Below are 15958 nucleotides of genomic sequence, written 5' to 3' on the forward strand. Positions count from 1 at the left end.
GTCGCCGTCGCGATAACTGTTGCGACCCCGCATTGCGCTGCCCGAACCGGCAAGGGTTTCCGGGGCGGATGCGCTTGCGGCTCAGCCTTGCGGGTTCTGCGCCACGATGGCCTTGAGGCGTACGCCCCTGCCGCCGCGCTCGCTGGTCTGGTTCTCGCCGATCAATTCCACCCCAACCTCGTCAAGGGCCTGGATGACCTTCATCAACGTGTCGACAACGCCTCGCACGACACCCTCGCTCGCCTCCATGCGCTGTATCGTCGGAAGCGAAACTCCGGCGCGCTCGGCAAGAGTTCGCTGGTCGATACCGGCCAACGCCCTCGCGGCGCGCATCTGCGCAGCAGTGATCATCGGCCAGAACCTTTGTCTGAGTCTGCGGTATCAATGGATAATACAAATATCATGATGTTGCAAGCATCATTCATTTCGGATGAGACACTGGCCACTCGCTATCCGTAAACGGCCTTGCGCCGCTGCAGCGTCGAGCCCCACGCCAGCACAGCATGGCGCAGGCAAAGCCCCGCGCAAAGGACAAGCTTTTGTGCCGGCAGTGATATGGCCATGATGCAACGCGTCTTGAAAAAGGTTCTCGCGGCTAACGCACATGCTGCTGAGAGGGAGTGGTTAGCTTCAATTCTGCTCGGCGCTTTCAGGCTGGAACCACCGGACGAGGCAGGATTGATCGCCCACGGTGCGGAGATCAAGCGCCGATAGGTGCTATGCCGACGGAAACACCAGTCGAGATGGCAGAGACCTTGAAGGCGAGCAAATCATTGCCCGCCAACAAGAACTGGTGAGCAGACTTGCGGCACAAGGGCGTACGTTGTTGCCGTATGACTCTGTAGTGTTCCTGCAATCCTTGAAGCCGTGCAGCGGGAGCGAGTCGCCTATCTGGAACGCCTTCGGCGCAAGCCTACTTCGTCCCAGCCCCAAACCAGTGCATGAATGCGGCTCGTACTGGGGCGCGCAATACTATCTCTACGCCATCTAAACGCCCACCATCTGCGAAATGCCCATCGGCTGGCGAATGATCGCGCCCCAGGTGCCGCTGGACATTTTCTTTTTCCACGAGGAGAGCGCGCGCACGATTGGATGAGCGCGGAGCTTTTCGTTAAACGCACAATAGCCGGTCTGCTGACCATCGATGCCGTCGGCAATGAACTGAACCACGTTCCCGGCTGTGATACCCGTCGGGTTGATCGCTGTCTCCGCCCGATATTGCACCGCTGAAACGACGCGAAGGTTCGGGAAGTTTTTCTTGAGCAGATCCTCGACATTGACGTTGAACGAGTTGGTCGCGGTCATGGCAAGCTGCGATTCCGGTGACATGGCCAGTGTCATCTTGGTGTTCTGGTCGACCAGGCCGGCTGTCTGGGTAACGAGTTGCAGCCACAGTGACTGGAGGTCGGAATAGATCTCATTCGCGGTGGCGACGATCTGGCCGTTGTTGATCCATTTCACGCCGCCGTAAGCCTTCGGCGCCGGGGTGATCGGAGCCGCCAGGTTCGGGTCGTTGAGAAGGCCATAGTTCTGCAAGCCCTGCACGCCCTTGAAGTAGGTCGTGTTGAGGAATCGTGCGAGCACGGTGACGCCGGCGCCATCCACCTCGCCAACCCAATTGACGCGGCCGAGGCCGGCGCGCTCGATCTCCAGCTCGCCATACTCGGAAATCGTCTGGAACAGATAGGACTGGCGCTGCGGCCAATTCATATTGGCGCCGGCTCGGCCGTTGTCATTGTAGTCGCCATAGCTCGAGACTTCGCCGGTCTGCTCAACGACGGGGAACATCGCCGTCTGGTCGATCCATGTGCCTTTTCGAATTTCGCCGAAGATTTCGGCAGCTTTGGTTGGGGCGAAAAGGATGCGGTAGACCTCAGGATCCACAAGCGTGGTGAGGAACGCCGGGATACCGGCGTTCGGTGCTGTCGCTAGCTGAGGCTGTGCATCCATCGCGAGATGATTGGTGCGGAACGCCTCGACGATGTAGGCGCGTGCATCGGGAAGGTAGATACCGGCCTGCTCGAACATCGAGCGATGCTGAGCCCACGCCGCAGCGGCCTGATCGAAGTCGTGAAATTTCATGGTGGTTATCCTCACAGATCGCCGACTTGCGGCGCATGGTTTCGAGATTGACGGCGGGTTTAGCCCTGAGGCCAAGAGCTGATCTTCATCAGCTCGCCGGGCTGCGCGAAGGAACGCACGGTCCACTTAGTTTCAACATTGGTGGCCGCGGTGAGCGCAGCCGCGTTGACTATGGTGTTGACATCGACCGCATAGGTGCCAGCGCCACCGGCTGGGCCAGTGAGCTGCTGGGTAATAGTGGTGACGGCGGTGATGCCAGCGCCGGTCAGCGTGTCGCCGACGCCGAAGACGCCAACGATCGTGCCGCCCGCCGTGAACACGCCATAGGTGCCGGAAATCTCTGTACCGGGGTCGACGTCCTGGTCGGGAATGTTGACCGCATACGTGCCCACACCGCCCGGGGTACCAGTGAGTTGCTGTATGATCTTGGTGCCGGAGACGACGTCGGTGCCCGAGATCGTGGTGCCGGGGCAGATCGTGCCCGAGTTGACCGTCGTGACCGTCAGCACATTGCCGACGATGGAGCCCAGGAAGCCGCTGGTCGCGGCTGCGATGGAGCCGGCCGAAGTGGTCGCGCCATTCGGCGAGCCGGACGGAGCAGCGGTCGCCGTGCCATCGGCATAGTTGGCGTAGACCTTCTGGCCGACCAGGGCAGGCGTCGCGCCGGCGTTCTTCACCCAGAAATCGCCTCCATCGAAGACGGTGATGGGAAAGCCGGCCGGGACCAGCATCGTCGATTCCTGCAGGTATTGCTCGATCAGGCCCTGCTGCTCGCGATGGACGAAGCCTGCGACCGGGCCGGTGCCGAAGGTGTTGACCACGGCCGGCGCATTGTCGCTGTCGGCTTGGACATAACTCAGCCAGGCGAAGCGGCCGATGACAGCACCTAGCGCGCCGCAGACCAGCGCGCCAGCGGCGGCAAGGACTGTAGAGCGGGGATTGGTGGAAGCGAAATCGCCCTCGACAGCGGGGGCGGGATTGTAGGCAACCTGCGTCTGAAACCCAGACATGGGCGATCTCCTAAATGAAAAGAGCCGGCTCGCTGGCCGGCTCGACGGGCTTGGAAGGGAAAGCCGCTCGCCTTAGAGCGATTTGACGATGTGGGTCTTGGCGGCTGGGAAAAGCTCGTAGAACGAGTTCACCCCGGCAGCGTCCAGGGCGACGGCCGGCTTCTTCGGTGCGCCGACGCTAGGTAGCGGCTGGGCCTTGAGAATGGCCGGCAGTGCCGAGGGATGGACACCATCGATGTTGACGCCGAGTGAGGTGAGCGCGGTGCGATAGACGGCATCCGCGCTATCATGGGCCATGGCGAGCTTGCCGATGTAGGGACGAACGGCCTCCTCGGCGGCGCGCACTTCGGCGGCCGATTTGAGCATCTCGGCGCGGACCTCGGTCTTGGCCTGCGCCACAGCCGCGGCGATTGCCGCGTCCATGGCCTTCTTGTCGACCTTGTCATCATCGTCCTCGTCGCCGTCTTCGGCCTTTTTCTTCTTCTCGTCCTCGTCCTCCTCCTGTTCGGAGTCCTCGGCTTTCTCTTTCTTGCCGTCCTCCTCCTCGTCTTCGTCCATGGCTTCCTGGACCTCGACCTCGTCGAGCGCGACGAGAACCGCCTCGAGACCGTCGAGCTTCTCGTCGGCGGCGAGCTTGCCCTCGGCGGCCTTGCCTACTGCCTTGAGGATGGCGGGGCGCTTGGCCTTGAAGTTTTCGGCGGTAACGCCCGCGAGAGCCGCGCTGAATTCGATCTTCTGATCGCTGGCGAGCTTGGGCATGACGTGGGCAAGGATCGCGCCGTGGGCGACGGACGCCATGCGCGACAGCAGTGCTGTTTTCTTCATCGTGATCATCTCCATTTTGCTGTCGCCGACAACAACATCAGGCCCGGCGCGGCCTTCCTCAACCAATGCAACATGATTGGCGGAAATGTCCCGCATCACGCCGTCGTAGGATTCTCCAGCCAGCGTGCCGGGCGTCATGTCGGCCCGGTAACGGTAGCTGCTTGAAAGTTCTTTCTGCCGATCGGATTCGATCAGCGCGATCGCTGCGCCATCCCAGATGCTGAGCGGCGCCATCAGATAAGGCGCATGGAACTCCACGGCGTCGCCCAGCGCGCCCACTACGGCCTCGCGGGGATGATCCTTCGCGCTGACCGGGATGTGCTTGAGCAGCAGCGGCTTGCCGACGAAGGTCGGGGCGCCTTTCGCCAGCTCGTCTGCGTCGCGATAGAGGCGATAGACCCGGTTCGGATCGAGGCCGAGCGCTTCGTAATCCGGGATCTCGCGGCCATAATAGGGGCAGACGTTGGCCTTCGAGATCGGCGTCATCTCGACCCGCAGATGGCCGTCCTGATCGAACGAACGCACGCTGTTGCGGTCCATCGCCAGCGCATCGTTGGCGGCCTCGATCGGTTCCGGCTCGATCTCCTCGCCCCTCGTCCACTTCCCGAAGTTGGAGCGCAGCGTGTTCATATCCTCGGCCGAAGTGGCGAGCGCTCCCTCGGCGCCGACGCCAAGATGCTCTGCCAACGTGGCACGCAGACCCGGATGAAGCGGCTCGGGTAGCGCGCCTATCGGCGCCCATGCATAGCCGGAATGCTCCGCGGTGAGCACCGGGGCGAACTTGCTCTCGACCGCCTGCGCGAAGGTGTGATGCACCCAACCGTTGGGCGTGTCTCGCGAGTCCAGCAGGTGCCGCGCGCCGGATGGCAGCGTGCCGATTTCCTCAGTGGTCTCGCGCGCCGCGGTCGTTTCGGCGTCCTCGCCCTCTTCCGACTTGCCACCGGGCCAGCACCAATGGCCGGGCCAGCTGGTATCAGTCGAAGAGCGCCGGAGCACGAGGACATCGCCATCGGGTGCGACCAGCATCAGCGAGGCCGCCTGGCTCGCGCTGTCCTTGCCGACGAACTCTTCGCCGACCGCCTTCGGGATGCCGAGCACGCCCCGGCCCTCGGCCGCTGCGTACATGGCGCGGCGCTGGGCCTCAGATTTCGCAGGCATCGAAAATCGCTCCTGAAATGTAAGGCTTGACCTTACATTTTTGTTGACTTATGTAAGGTGTTGCCTTACACTCTAAGCATGATCAAGACGTTCCGAAACAAAGCCCTGCAACGCTTCTTCGAAACCGGCAAAGCGCGCGGTCTTAGCGTTCAGGACGACAAGCGTGTCGCTCGCATCCTGCGGGCCTTGGAAGCGGCGGCACGGCCACAGGACATGGACCTGCCCGGCTATCACTTTCACGGCCTCGTTGGTCAAGACAAAGGCCGATATTCGGTCCGCGTCACCGGCAACTACCGGATCACATTCGGGTGGGATGGCGAGGACGCCATCGACGTAGAAATGGAGGATTACCACTGATGAACACGAAAGCCATCAAGCGCGGCCTGCCCGCGATGCATCCCGGCGAGCTTCTGCGCGAAGACGTCATCCCGGCGCTCGACAAGTCGAAGACCGAGATCGCCAAGCTGCTCGGTATTTCGCGCAAGACGCTCTACGACATCATCGACGAGAAGCAGCCCGTGACTGTCCACATGGCGCTGCGCCTCGGCAAGCTGGTCGGCAACGGCCCGGTGCTCTGGCTCAACCTCCAGCGCAACTATGATCTGGAGCAGGCCGAGAAGGCGCTCAGCGCCGAGATCAAGGCCATCCCGACGCTGCATGCTGCCACCTGAGCGGTCGAGGAACTTTATTGGTTTGCCGCACGTTTTTCCCGGCGAACCAATTTCGGTTCTAGGAAAGGGGAAACATGGAAAATCCAGGTGTCGGTTGGATAGCGGCTATCGTCATCGGCGGGATCGCCGGCTGGCTCGCCGAGATGTTCATGAAGAGCAATATGGGCGTGCTCATGAACATCCTTTTGGGGGTTGTCGGCGCCATCGTCGCTAACCTCCTTCTCGGACTGCTGGGCGTATCACTGACCGGATGGATTGGCTATCTTGTCGCCGGCTTCATTGGCGCATGTATTTTGATCGCTGTTGCCCGAATGTTCAGACGCTGAACCGGCAAACCGGGCGCACTGAAGCGCGTGATCCCATACGATCACGCGCTTTTCTTTAGGAAAAGCCCTTGATGATCGGCTTCCCGACGCATCGGCAACCGGGTTCCTCGCCCGGCCGGATGAAGCGCTTGAGCGCCGGGTCATACCAGCCGGTCGAAATCTTGTAGCGGACCTTCTCACGGCCAGCCTGGACGTGCGTGGGGCGCGGTTCTTTCCCGCCGCCGCTATGGTGCCATTCGGCTTCGTCGATGCCGAGTTCCAGTTGGCGCGCTGTGTTGAAGGCCGATGTCGCCTTGTTGTTCTGGTCGAGCGCGATGAAGGCCGCGCGTCGCTTCGTGATGCCGGAATAGCGCTCCAGGTCCTGCACGAGGCCGGCAAGGTCCCGGCCGGTCTGGACCGACCGCATCACCGCGCCTTCGACCTGGTCGAAATACTGCGACGGGATCGACTTGATCAGCGCCACATTGGCGTGGATCGTCGCATCGACGACGTCGCGCATCGCGGCCGTCATCTTCAATTCGACCGAGATGCCGCCATCGCGCAGGATCTTGCGTAGCGCCGCGCTCGAACGTTTCTCGACCGAGAGCGCGAAATAGTCGCCCAGCTGCTCGGACGCGAGGTCGAAGCGCTTGGTCCATTGCGCGGCAAGCTTGCGGATCGATCGGCGCAGCGCATCCGCCGGCGTCTCGTCCTGCGCCAAGCGGGGCGTATTGGCCCGGTAGGAGCCTTTGAGCCAGTAGATCACGCTATCGCTCATGGCGTCGATCAAGCGCGTCAGGCGGCCCCTGTAGGCCGTCTCAATCCCGACGTTGGGTCGGACGGGGCGAAGGACCTTTTCGTTGCGCTTGGCCGTCCGACGACTTTGTAGGCTGGACATCACGATCCCTCAGCGTCTCGGCGATCTCGCGATCGTCGGGCGTCTGTGCTTTGAGGAGTTCCCAGAGATTGAGCGTGATCAAGCGGTGCCGGCGTTGTCCGTGATGGGAGCCGCACTATCTGCCGGCTCCTCGGACTTGGCAACACCGGCGACCCAGACAAACCGTTCCAACACGAGAACGGTTTGGAAGAACTTGTCAGGGTCGATTTCGCCGGACGTGCTTGTGCCTACCAACTCGACAAGCCGGAGCCGGACTTCGCGGGCCTCGTTCATGGCCCTTCCTATTCGAAACGTCCCGCCCCTCAAACCGTTACTAGGGATGGCGCCTGTAGATGACATCGCGATGGTAAGGGGCATTGCCGGCAAGGTGAGAAGCATCTGGCCCGGCAGCGCCTGGTTATTGAAAACCTAGAACGCCTTAAGTTGCCGGTAGACCAAGCGAACGATTTTCTGACTTTGCTTCAGGGCTTACAACGTCCAGCATCACTTGCGTCGGTTGCTGGAAAAGGACGAGGGCGAGACCGCTCTAGAAGCTGGCGTGATTGCTCAATAGCACGCCGGGTTTCATCGACCGTCCATTTGACCTCTCTAATCTCAAGGTACGTCCGGTCAAGGAGGCGAAGGGCGCTCTCGATGATGCCTGATCGGTTATCCACGGACCCATGCGGACATTTTAGCCTCCGTGAGATAAGGATTGAAGACCCCTCTGCCGTCGAGAGCGGATCTGTTTTCTAGCTTTTTCGGGCTTCGTTGGGTGTTCCTGAAGCCACTGCACCGCAAGATTGGACCTTTCCAGCTTTCAGGTCCATAGTGTCGCCATCACCGGCAACGGCATGCGTTGGGCGTCGGTGGCTGAGAGATATTGAGCTCCCGCCTAGAGCCGGAGCGCCTCGATGCCGGATTATCAATCTCGAATTGCGTTGGCAGAAAAGCACGTCGCGAAAGGGCGCGAGCTTGTCGAAAGGCAACGCGAACAGATTAAACGCATACGAGCGCAGGGACGGCAAAGCTTGGAGGCTGAACACTTGCTCGTCCTATTCGAGAAAACCCTTGCGATTTTTGAGGATGACCTAGCCGCCATCTTTCTCCGAAGTCAGGACTAAGACGACTTACGCGAAAGCGCCTATTGCGATCGGGGACCCGACCCACTACCCCTCGGCGCTCTCGGTATCCTTTACCCGAGCGCCATTCGGCACCAGCCCATCCTCTTCCTCTTCGAGGAGGTCGGGCATGTCCCCGACGTCGATCGAGGAGAAGTCCGAGTCCGGATCAGCGCCAACGCGCTGGCGCGATTCCTCAGGCGAGATCACGCCGCCGTCGATCAGGATCACGTCGCGCTCGGCCTTGATCTTTTCAACCTCGGCCGCTTCCTTCTCGTTGGTCTCTTCGAGCTTTTCAAACTCGAAGTCGATGCCGGGGTCGGTCTCGCCCCAGAGCGAGATCATCACCAGGCCGAGAAGGCGGTGCAGCGGCTGCCGGAACAGGTGTTCCTGGAACGAGTGCACGTAGTCGTAAAAGACCTGGATTTCGCCCTCGGAGGACGCGTTGAGCCCCGCCGGCTGCGTGCCGAGCAGCTTCACCAGCGGGATGTGGCTCACTGACGCCATGTGCTCTTGCGCCTGCGCCTGGAGCACGTCCAGCCCGGAGAGCGGAGCCGAGACGTTCTTGAAGTCCTCGCTGTCCTTGTCGATCATCATCAGGCCGCGATTGGACCTGACCAAATTGAAAAGTTCGGCGCGCCGGAAGAGCTGATCGCCATCGGCCTGCAGCGTCTCGCCGAGATTGGTGGCGAGCAGGAAAACGCTGAACATCGAGATGATGTCGTTCACCGACTGGCGCGTCTCCAGCCAGTTGTCGACATAGGGCTTGCACATCTGCGACAGCGACAAGCCGCCGAATGAATAGGTCGGCTTCAACAGGTCTGGCACCTCGCGCCCGATCAAGGTGATCAGCCGCGTGGTGTGGACGATCTTGGCCTGCACATACCAGCTTTCGGGCCGATACCAGTTGTCCTTGAGCGGATCGCTCGAGTTGTAATTGGTCGGATAGCACCAGACCGCCTCGACGGTGCGCAGCGCCTTGATCGGCTTCTTGGAGAACTTGGTGACGCTGAGCTTGTCCCAGCCGTCGCCGATCGGCTTTTGCAGCTCTTCGGGATCGTCGGTGTCGCCGGTGTCGATGTAGATGTGACCGCGGCCGAAGAAGCCATCCTGCTCGGCGGCGCGGCAGAAGATGTCGCGCACGTTGAGGCGCTTGAACTCGGCCTCCAGCTCCGCGATCTTGTCGGCCTTGTCATCGCCGTCGTTCGAGGTGAAGCGGATCCATTTGCGCGTCATCTCGGTCGCGATGGTCTCGGAGATCACCCGGTATTCCGGGCGCTGAGCCAGCTCCGAGAGGTAGGCGTAGCCGAGGAAGGTGATCCCCTCCGAGAAGTAGCCGCTCAGCGCGAAGCCGTTCGCCCAGCTCTGAACCGCGCCGACGGCGCTGTCCATGGCAAGCCCGGTGTTGCCCGACGGGAGCACGCCATCCGGGTGCTTGGGCAGGGTGAAGACCGGCACCGGCTGTTTCGGTGCGGCCGCTTGCGCGCGGATCGCCGACAGCATCGCATCCGAGATGCGCGTGGGAGGACGCGCTCCAGGAGGAACTGCTGCCGGCGGCGCCGACGCAGGGACGTCGGCGACTGGCCCGCGTGTCCAACGACGGCGCAATGCGCCCCAAAGTTTCTTGATCATCGCGGCGCCGGCTGGGCAGCGCGCCGAAGAACGTCGTCGCTGATCACCATGGCCCCCTTGATGTTGAGCAGCCTCGTAAAGGCTCCGGAAGATGCGTCCACCTGGTCCATCAGCTTGGAGGCTGGGAACAGGCAGAGTTCGTCGAGGTAGAGCGTGTTCCACTCGCCTTCGACGATGTAGACGTTGCCGTGTTCGCATTGCGCCGCGAACGGCTCGGCGCGCGTGATCTTGTCGCCGGTCTCACCCTCGGCATGCACCTTGTAGCCGGCGAGCTGCGCGACGAAATCCTGCACCTGCGCCTTGCCGGCCTGCCCAGGATCTTGCGGCAGGCTGATGTGGACCGTCTTACCGTCGAGCGCGGCCTGCGTCTCGATCGTCTTGCGGACCGACTTGCCTTCCTCGCGCAGCGTCACGACATGGCCGACATAGTAGCGGCCCTCGGGATCGCGGCCGAGTTTGACGCCGGCGGTGCGAGCGCCAGTGCCGCCGCGCGTGCCGGCCAAGTCCCAATGGCGGACCCAGATCGTGCCCTTCGGCGCTGCCCTGACGATGCGACCCTCGAACCAGGCGCGCTGGAACATGCCGCCGGCGCGCGGCGCTGGCCGCTGCTGATACTGGCCCGCGACGGCATACGAGGTCATGTCGTTGTAGAGCTGTTTCAGCTCATCAGGCGGGAAGCGGATCGGATCGAGGATCTCGCCGTCGACGGTGCGAGGATCCTGCCGCCAGACGAGCTGGAGCTTGATCGCCTCGATCTCGGCGCGACGCTCGTCCGGCAGATTGTCGTTCTCGCCGTACCAGTGCTGCTTGCTCGCGTCATAGCGCGCCAGGATTGGCTCGCCGACGGAGCTGGAAACCTTGACCGGGGTGTAGCAGCAGCGGTCGGGCTCGAACTGCATCGGCAGGCACAGATGGACGTAATCCATCTTGCCGTCGAGGATGACGCCTGTGACGTCAGCCTCATGCAGGCGCTGCATGATGACGATGATCACGCTGCGCTTCTGGTCGTTCAGGCGGTTTTGCGCGCCCTCGCGAAACTTGCGGGTTGTGGCGGTGCGCTCGGTCGCCGATTCCGCCGTCTCGGTCGAGTGCGGATCGTCGATGATCAGGCGATCGCCACGCTGCGAGGTGAGCGAGCCGAACGCCACGCCCTCACGGGTGCCGGTGCTGTTGTTGGCAAACGAGGTCTCGGCCCTGCGGCTGAGATAAACCTCGGGCCAGCGGTCCTGGTACCAGCGCGACAGGATCAGATCGCGGCATTTGCGGGTGTCGCGATTGACCGGCCCGTCGTTATACGCCGTCGACAGATACCGCATGCCGGGCCGGCCGGCCGGTCCCCACTCCCAGGCTTGCAACAGCACCGAGACGAGCAGCGATTTCGATGTGCCGGGCGGCACGTTGATGACGAGGCGGTTGCGGAGGCCCAGCTCGAGAAACTTGCCCTCGACCAGCGCTTGCAGATGGTCGCAAACCACCTGCATGTGCCAGTTCCAGACCAGCGGGGTCTCTGGCTCGAGTTCCAGCCAGGCCATCTTGACGAACTCGGCGAACGATCCCTTGGCCTTGCGCCGGTCTCGCTCGATCAGCAGGTCTTCGAGGTCGGGGGCAATGAGCGGCGCGCGAGCGGCGGCAGACTTCTGCGCCATTCAATTCACCCTTGCGCTTCGCCGGCCTTCCGTCGTTGCGCTGCCGCAATCAGGACGTCCAACTCCTCGTCGGTGTAGTCTTTCGGGTTCGCCCATGCTTGCGTCTCGACCGGGCCGCCATTCTTGCCGGTCTGCTCGACGCGGCGCACATAGCCCCGGTCCTTGCCTTTGAGCTCCAGGTACCAGCGCACGGTCTGCAGATCGCCAGAGCGAAGCGCGATCACCACCTGCCCCTCGGCAACGTCGAGCAGCTCGTCGGCGATCTCGGAATCGGCCTCCTGGATTTCAGGATGCTCGTTCAGGAAGGCGTAGAGCGTGGTGCGGCCGACGTTCAGCTTCTCCGCCGCGACCGTCTTAATGCCGCCGCACTGGCGCAGCATCGCGATCACGCGCGGCACATCGCGCTCGGTCAGCTTCGGCGATGCCCCGCCCCGGTTGCCTTCCGCCGGCTTCGGCTGTGGCGTCGGCTCAGGCTTGGGAGCAGGCTTCGGCGCCACAGGGGGCGATGCCTTGCCGGCCGGCTTCTTCTTGCCGCGCGCCGGCTTTTTTTTCGGCTCGGCTTTCGGCTTCGCTGTGGCCGCTTCAGCCTTGGCCTTGGCCTTCGGCTTCGATGTCGTCACGCTGGTCGTGGTCTTGATCACCGGACGACTCGCGCGTGCGAGTGTTCGGAATGTTCGGGATGGCTCTTTTTTTTGCCACCCATCCCGCAACCCATGGACATCATGCCGCGAGCCGAACCGAATGCGATTGTGCTGGTCAAATCGGGCCGCAAAGCGTTGCTGGGCATAAGGTCTGCGCGCCGAAATGCAAACTGACCCATGATGCTTGACGCTGCGGCCACGCTAGCCACCGGCACTGCGTTACACACACACGAATGCATCTGGATCACGGAAGGAGGACGCGTGCGAGGCACACGGCGAAGGTGAACGACAGGATGGCGAGCACCACGATGAACGGCGTGCCGAATGGCGGGCCGGCGATGGGCGCTTCGGGCTTGGAGAAAGAGCCGCGCAAGCTGGGCAGTTCATGCCGCATCGGATTTGTCCTCCGGTTCCGCTTCGAGTTGATCCAGCCGCTCGCTGGCAAGGCGCGCCATGACTGAGAGGGCGATGCCTGAATTGACGATGTTGAGCTGGCTCTTGGTGCGCACGATGGCGTCGAAGAACTCGTCGAACTTCGACTGCGGCGCGGCATGGATGCGGAAGCGCTTGGCCCTTTTGGCGAGTGCCTCCAGCTCTACCTCGAAACGCACGCGGTCTTCCGGCAGGAAGGAGAAAAGCAGCTCGTCGTATTTGATGTTCGCCCCGCCGAGTGCTGTCGCACCTGGTCCCTTGTCGCCAGAGAACACGCTGTCATCGAGACCGGAGAACTTCTTCGCATCGATGTCGAGCGAGGCGTAGAGCTGGGCGAGCAGCGAGGCGTCATCCTCGCCGTTGATCGAGTTGTGGCTCAGCTGGATCGCGACCTTGCGCTTTTCGGTCAGCGGGGTGGTGATGACGAGCGCGTCGACCAGCGGCAGGCCGGCCTCGATCGCGGCGGCCGTGCGATGATGTCCCGACAGGATCTCGAGAGAGCCGTCTTTGTTCTGGCAGACCAGGACCGTGGTGGTGAGGCGGCCATCGATTTTGACGTTCTCGACAAGGCGCTTGAACATGGCCGGTGCCATGTAGTGCGCGTTCTTCTCGCGGCGGCGAAGCGTGTTCGGATCAACCTGGCGCGCCTCGATATCGAGGGCCTTCCAGTCAACGCTTGAAGTGCTTGCCATGCCACCACTCGAACGCTTGTTGCGGCGTCTCGTCGATGCGGGCGCCGACGTAATGCAGGCGGAACTTGCCTTCCGGGTCGATCTCCTCGCGCTTGGTCTGCTCGAAGATGCCGCGATATTTCATCGAGACCGGATGATCCGAGAACGCCGAGGTTTGCACCTTGTCGAAACGGTCGATGAAGCGCTTGCCCATGTCGCGCAGCAGCTCGCCGTTGCAGGCGAGCCTGGTGACGAGCTTCGACAGTCTGCCCTCGCGCGAGATGGCGAAGTCGGACAGCAGGTAGATCGACCGCTTCGCGAACTTGTCGAGGTTGTAGATCAGGCCGCCGACAAGCATGTCGTCGACGCGCACCAGATAGTTCACCATGCCGGGCGTGTGGGTGATGCCCTTCTTGAGGTAGACGTCCTTGAGGAACGTCATCTGGGCGGCGTCGGCCCGACCAATCGTCACCACCGAATCCGGCTTGATCTTGTCGAGGTCGACCGGCTTGTAGCGGAACGGCGCCGACCGCGGCACGAGCTGCAGGTAGGACGACTTGCCGGTCGACACGTAGCAGTAGTGCGGGTGGCCTCGGCCGGAGACGAATTCCAGCTCCGGTTTCAGATCGTCGTAAATCTGGTCCGAGAGGATGCAATAGGGGACGCCCGCCTGCCGCACGCGCTCGATGAGACCGCGCAGCGCCTTGGGGTCGAACAGCTCATATCGGGGAGCTTCCCATTTGATGTTCTCGGCCAGGAACTCGAACATCTTTTCGTAGCCGCCCTTGTAGAACGGCGGGTAGGAGAAGATCGCGGCCTTGCGGTCGATGGCCTCCTCGAGATGCAGGATCCAGTCGCGCGGCGAGTAGCTCTTGATCGGGATCATGCCCGGAAGCTTGCGGACCTTCTCCAGGGTGCGCTCGACATAGCTGCCGAAGTTCGCAACCAGGTGCTCGCGATGGCTGGTCTTGTAGGCGTTCGCCTTGCCGCCAGCGAAGCGGCCGAGATTGAAGCCGACGGCCAGCGCGGCGAGGCGCTGATCGGGCTCCCGAAAGTCGAACTCGTTCACGAAGTCGAGCGCGCCGTGAAACTCATAGTCTATCGGCTTGCCCAGCACGTGACCGGCGATGGCTGACGAGTAGAGGCTGACGTCGTTGGAATGCGTCTCAACGCCGGGGAAAGTGGCGAGCGTGATCTGCTCGAACCGGAACGTTCCAGAGCAGCAATTATAGACCCGGCCCCACTTGTCGACCTCAGACACGCGAAGGATTTGCGCGATGCATTCCTTCGGCACAACGCCTTGAAACATAACGCCGAGGGCCTCGCTTTTTCACTTGCATCGGAGGTGTAACCGAATAAGTTACTTGTAACCAGAACGGTTACTTTCCCTACCACGGATCACCGACCAATGACCCTCAACGACCTCGCGGCCAGCCTTCATCAGAAGTCCGGCTTCGGCGGCGCTCGCCTGGAAGCGATCACCTTCGCCGCTGCCATCGGCTTGGCCCGCTACGCCGGTGCCGAGCACCAGACCTATTTCAAGCGGCGCTTCGCCGAAACCATCGAGAAACTAAGCTCTGACGACGTGCTCGACGTCGTAGGCTTTGTGGCGAAAGAGGCTCGCATTCAGCCATCGCCGGACCGCTTCAACACCAACTGATTTTTCAGGGACCGGCCGAATCGCAAAGCAATATCAGGCTGCGCGATTTCTGCCTGCTCCCCTGGCTTTTTGTCAAGTGTGTTTTGCAACCATTTTGGCAACAATCCCCTACCACGGAGACTCGGCGGGCATCTTAGAACCGGTAGGCATTTGTTCTGGCTACCTGAGCTTGTGGGACTTGAGCAGATCGACGAGGCCGTCAGCCTCAGACTGGACTGTCGATAGAGCCACCTCCACTGAACGCATTACCCGCACGGCTAAGCTCGCTACCATTTCGGGCGCTTCCGCAGAATCATGTACTCCGAGCGACATCAGGCGGCCATAGAAGTTGGCAACCTTGAAGGCCATTTCCGGTTCAAGCAACCCGATGCTCGCAACGTAAGCGTTGAAAATCGGTGTCTCGAATCGGAAGGAGATGCGTGGGCGCGTTTTCTTGTCTCCGCTTTCCTTGGCGATAGCCTCGGCGATCTGGATTTGTGCGGTCAATAAGCGCGATGCGTCCGCAAGCGCCAACCCAAGCGCCTGCACTTCGCCAAGAATTGCGTTGACGACAGACGCGAGCTTTTGTCGGCGGTTCGCCTCGGCATCCGCTTTGGCAAGGGCCTCTTCGTGCGACCGTTGCCTAGCGGATTCCCTTGCCAGCGCCCTTTGCGAATAGATTACTCCTCCGAAGCCGATCAATGCCGCGAAGAGAGCAACTAGTGTGCCCAAAATACCTTGGTAGTTTATGATCCAATCCACGCGCCCGCCTTTTTAGCGATAGCTTAAGGACCTGAATGCCGCAGTCAATGATGCGAGGCAATTCACGCCCTCGGCAGGGTCGTTCCCACTTCGCGGGAAGAGGTCAATCGGTGCTATTTAGGGAGCACATTCGTATCAGCCACGAACCGTTGCCTTGTTGCTCGAAGACAGATACCGACGTGCCGTTTCCCGTCTCAAGACCTTCCGAATAACTTGCGAGACTCCAAGCCAATTGGCCCGACACACCTGCTTGTATGACCCTCATCTCCTTGTCGCCTGCTTCCCCATGGCCCTCTGTCCAAGTTGCATGGAGCGCGGCAATCTCATCACGGCCGCGAGCTGGTGGTGCATAGGGCGAATGCAACTCGGCGTCGTGAGTGAACATTGCTCCCAATGCTAAAGCGTCGGCGGCACGATAGGCTGCGACATAGGCTTCCCAGAAACGCTGCAGTTCTTCGTGAATCGCCATTGGCATCCCCACTGCGA

The 15958-nt window shown here is 61.7% G+C and carries 18 protein-coding genes; 4 read left to right on the forward strand and 14 right to left on the reverse strand.

Going from position 1 to position 15958, the window contains the following annotated elements:
- Window positions 1-81: 81 nt before the first annotated feature.
- The 4 genes from CK220_RS24175 to CK220_RS24190 form a co-directional block, all read right to left on the reverse strand.
- Window positions 82-351, reverse strand: a complete 270-nt coding sequence (locus CK220_RS24175; protein ID WP_067328683.1) for a helix-turn-helix transcriptional regulator — start codon at window positions 349-351, stop codon at window positions 82-84.
- Between the two features lie 636 nt (window positions 352-987).
- Window positions 988-2208, reverse strand: coding sequence for a hypothetical protein (locus CK220_RS24180; protein ID WP_210201446.1), 1221 nt, complete (start codon window positions 2206-2208; stop codon window positions 988-990).
- Window positions 2142-3092, reverse strand: a complete 951-nt coding sequence (locus CK220_RS24185) for a hypothetical protein (protein ID WP_095813924.1) — start codon at window positions 3090-3092, stop codon at window positions 2142-2144. Before CK220_RS24185 ends, CK220_RS24180 begins: the two co-directional genes overlap by 67 nt.
- Before the next feature lie 72 nt (window positions 3093-3164).
- Window positions 3165-5075: a DUF2213 domain-containing protein gene (locus tag CK220_RS24190; RefSeq protein ID WP_095813925.1), complete on the reverse strand. Its 1911-nt coding sequence runs from the start codon at window positions 5073-5075 to the stop codon at window positions 3165-3167.
- A gap of 78 nt (window positions 5076-5153) precedes the next feature.
- Between CK220_RS24190 and CK220_RS24195 the strand changes: the two genes are divergently transcribed.
- The 3 genes from CK220_RS24195 to CK220_RS24205 all read left to right on the forward strand — a co-directional run bounded on the left by CK220_RS24195 (window position 5154) and on the right by CK220_RS24205 (window position 6072).
- Window positions 5154-5432: a type II toxin-antitoxin system RelE/ParE family toxin gene (locus CK220_RS24195; protein WP_095783040.1), complete on the forward strand. Its 279-nt coding sequence runs from the start codon at window positions 5154-5156 to the stop codon at window positions 5430-5432.
- Window positions 5432-5746 (forward strand): HigA family addiction module antitoxin, encoded by a 315-nt coding sequence (locus tag CK220_RS24200; protein ID WP_095813926.1) that lies wholly within the window; start codon window positions 5432-5434, stop codon window positions 5744-5746. The genes CK220_RS24195 and CK220_RS24200 overlap by 1 nt, the downstream gene beginning before the upstream one ends.
- A gap of 74 nt (window positions 5747-5820) precedes the next feature.
- A complete protein-coding gene (locus tag CK220_RS24205) occupies window positions 5821-6072 on the forward strand; it encodes a GlsB/YeaQ/YmgE family stress response membrane protein (RefSeq protein ID WP_095813927.1) in 252 nt (83 codons plus the stop codon).
- Window positions 6073-6127: 55 nt separating this feature from the next.
- On the opposite strand, the gene CK220_RS24210 is transcribed toward CK220_RS24205, so the two are convergent.
- The 8 genes from CK220_RS24210 to CK220_RS24245 form a co-directional block, all read right to left on the reverse strand.
- Window positions 6128-6829, reverse strand: coding sequence for a phage minor head protein (locus CK220_RS24210; protein ID WP_095814011.1), 702 nt, complete (start codon window positions 6827-6829; stop codon window positions 6128-6130).
- Between the two features lie 198 nt (window positions 6830-7027).
- Window positions 7028-7222, reverse strand: a complete 195-nt coding sequence (locus tag CK220_RS24215) for a hypothetical protein (RefSeq protein WP_141245212.1) — start codon at window positions 7220-7222, stop codon at window positions 7028-7030.
- Window positions 7223-8097: 875 nt separating this feature from the next.
- The gene (locus CK220_RS24225; protein ID WP_095813930.1) at window positions 8098-9552 is read right to left on the reverse strand and encodes a DUF1073 domain-containing protein; all 1455 of its coding nucleotides are present in this window, start codon (window positions 9550-9552) and stop codon (window positions 8098-8100) included.
- Between the two features lie 125 nt (window positions 9553-9677).
- Window positions 9678-11327 (reverse strand): phage terminase large subunit, encoded by a 1650-nt coding sequence (terL, locus tag CK220_RS32590; protein WP_245429378.1) that lies wholly within the window; start codon window positions 11325-11327, stop codon window positions 9678-9680.
- A 5-nt stretch (window positions 11328-11332) separates the two neighbouring features.
- Window positions 11333-11968 carry a helix-turn-helix domain-containing protein gene (locus CK220_RS24235; protein ID WP_095813931.1) on the reverse strand — a complete coding sequence of 212 codons (636 nt, stop codon included), beginning with the start codon at window positions 11966-11968 and terminating at the stop codon, window positions 11333-11335.
- Window positions 11969-12212: 244 nt separating this feature from the next.
- Window positions 12213-12362 (reverse strand): hypothetical protein, encoded by a 150-nt coding sequence (locus CK220_RS32060; protein ID WP_176479179.1) that lies wholly within the window; start codon window positions 12360-12362, stop codon window positions 12213-12215.
- The gene (locus CK220_RS24240; protein WP_095813932.1) at window positions 12352-13092 is read right to left on the reverse strand and encodes a ParB/RepB/Spo0J family partition protein; all 741 of its coding nucleotides are present in this window, start codon (window positions 13090-13092) and stop codon (window positions 12352-12354) included. Before CK220_RS24240 ends, CK220_RS32060 begins: the two co-directional genes overlap by 11 nt.
- Window positions 13070-14332, reverse strand: a complete 1263-nt coding sequence (locus tag CK220_RS24245; RefSeq protein WP_141245213.1) for a hypothetical protein — start codon at window positions 14330-14332, stop codon at window positions 13070-13072. The genes CK220_RS24240 and CK220_RS24245 overlap by 23 nt, the downstream gene beginning before the upstream one ends.
- 147 nt (window positions 14333-14479) lie before the next feature.
- Between CK220_RS24245 and CK220_RS24250 the strand changes: the two genes are divergently transcribed.
- Window positions 14480-14731 (forward strand): hypothetical protein, encoded by a 252-nt coding sequence (locus CK220_RS24250; protein ID WP_095813934.1) that lies wholly within the window; start codon window positions 14480-14482, stop codon window positions 14729-14731.
- Window positions 14732-14890: 159 nt separating this feature from the next.
- Here the strand turns inward: CK220_RS24250 and CK220_RS24255 are convergent, their stop codons facing one another.
- Together CK220_RS24255 and CK220_RS24260 are read right to left on the reverse strand one after the other, a co-directional pair.
- On the reverse strand, window positions 14891-15472 hold the full coding sequence (locus CK220_RS24255) for a hypothetical protein (RefSeq protein ID WP_095813935.1): 582 nt from the start codon (window positions 15470-15472) through the stop codon (window positions 14891-14893).
- A gap of 103 nt (window positions 15473-15575) precedes the next feature.
- A complete protein-coding gene (locus CK220_RS24260; protein WP_095813936.1) occupies window positions 15576-15941 on the reverse strand; it encodes a nuclear transport factor 2 family protein in 366 nt (121 codons plus the stop codon).
- Window positions 15942-15958: the final 17 nt, after the last annotated feature.

It is taken from the genome of Mesorhizobium sp. WSM3860 (genome assembly GCF_002294995.1).
In the GTDB taxonomy this organism is placed as follows: domain Bacteria; phylum Pseudomonadota; class Alphaproteobacteria; order Rhizobiales; family Rhizobiaceae; genus Mesorhizobium.

Excerpts from the sequence above, each read along its gene's own strand:
- CK220_RS24250 (WP_095813934.1), top strand. The coding sequence starts at position 14,480 with ATGACCCTCAACGACCTCGCGGCCAGCCTTCATCAGAAGTCCGGCTTC.
- CK220_RS24175 (WP_067328683.1), bottom strand. The coding sequence starts at position 351 with ATGATCACTGCTGCGCAGATGCGCGCCGCGAGGGCGTTGGCCGGTATC.
- CK220_RS24185 (WP_095813924.1), bottom strand. The coding sequence starts at position 3,092 with ATGTCTGGGTTTCAGACGCAGGTTGCCTACAATCCCGCCCCCGCTGTC.
- CK220_RS24205 (WP_095813927.1), top strand. The coding sequence starts at position 5,821 with ATGGAAAATCCAGGTGTCGGTTGGATAGCGGCTATCGTCATCGGCGGG.
- CK220_RS24200 (WP_095813926.1), top strand. The coding sequence starts at position 5,432 with ATGAACACGAAAGCCATCAAGCGCGGCCTGCCCGCGATGCATCCCGGC.
- CK220_RS24190 (WP_095813925.1), bottom strand. The coding sequence starts at position 5,075 with ATGCCTGCGAAATCTGAGGCCCAGCGCCGCGCCATGTACGCAGCGGCC.
- CK220_RS24210 (WP_095814011.1), bottom strand. The coding sequence starts at position 6,829 with ATGAGCGATAGCGTGATCTACTGGCTCAAAGGCTCCTACCGGGCCAAT.
- CK220_RS24240 (WP_095813932.1), bottom strand. The coding sequence starts at position 13,092 with ATGGCAAGCACTTCAAGCGTTGACTGGAAGGCCCTCGATATCGAGGCG.
- CK220_RS24195 (WP_095783040.1), top strand. The coding sequence starts at position 5,154 with ATGATCAAGACGTTCCGAAACAAAGCCCTGCAACGCTTCTTCGAAACC.
- CK220_RS24225 (WP_095813930.1), bottom strand. The coding sequence starts at position 9,552 with ATGCTGTCGGCGATCCGCGCGCAAGCGGCCGCACCGAAACAGCCGGTG.
- CK220_RS24260 (WP_095813936.1), bottom strand. The coding sequence starts at position 15,941 with ATGGCGATTCACGAAGAACTGCAGCGTTTCTGGGAAGCCTATGTCGCA.
- CK220_RS24215 (WP_141245212.1), bottom strand. The coding sequence starts at position 7,222 with ATGAACGAGGCCCGCGAAGTCCGGCTCCGGCTTGTCGAGTTGGTAGGC.
- CK220_RS32060 (WP_176479179.1), bottom strand. The coding sequence starts at position 12,362 with ATGCGGCATGAACTGCCCAGCTTGCGCGGCTCTTTCTCCAAGCCCGAA.
- terL (WP_245429378.1), bottom strand. The coding sequence starts at position 11,327 with ATGGCGCAGAAGTCTGCCGCCGCTCGCGCGCCGCTCATTGCCCCCGAC.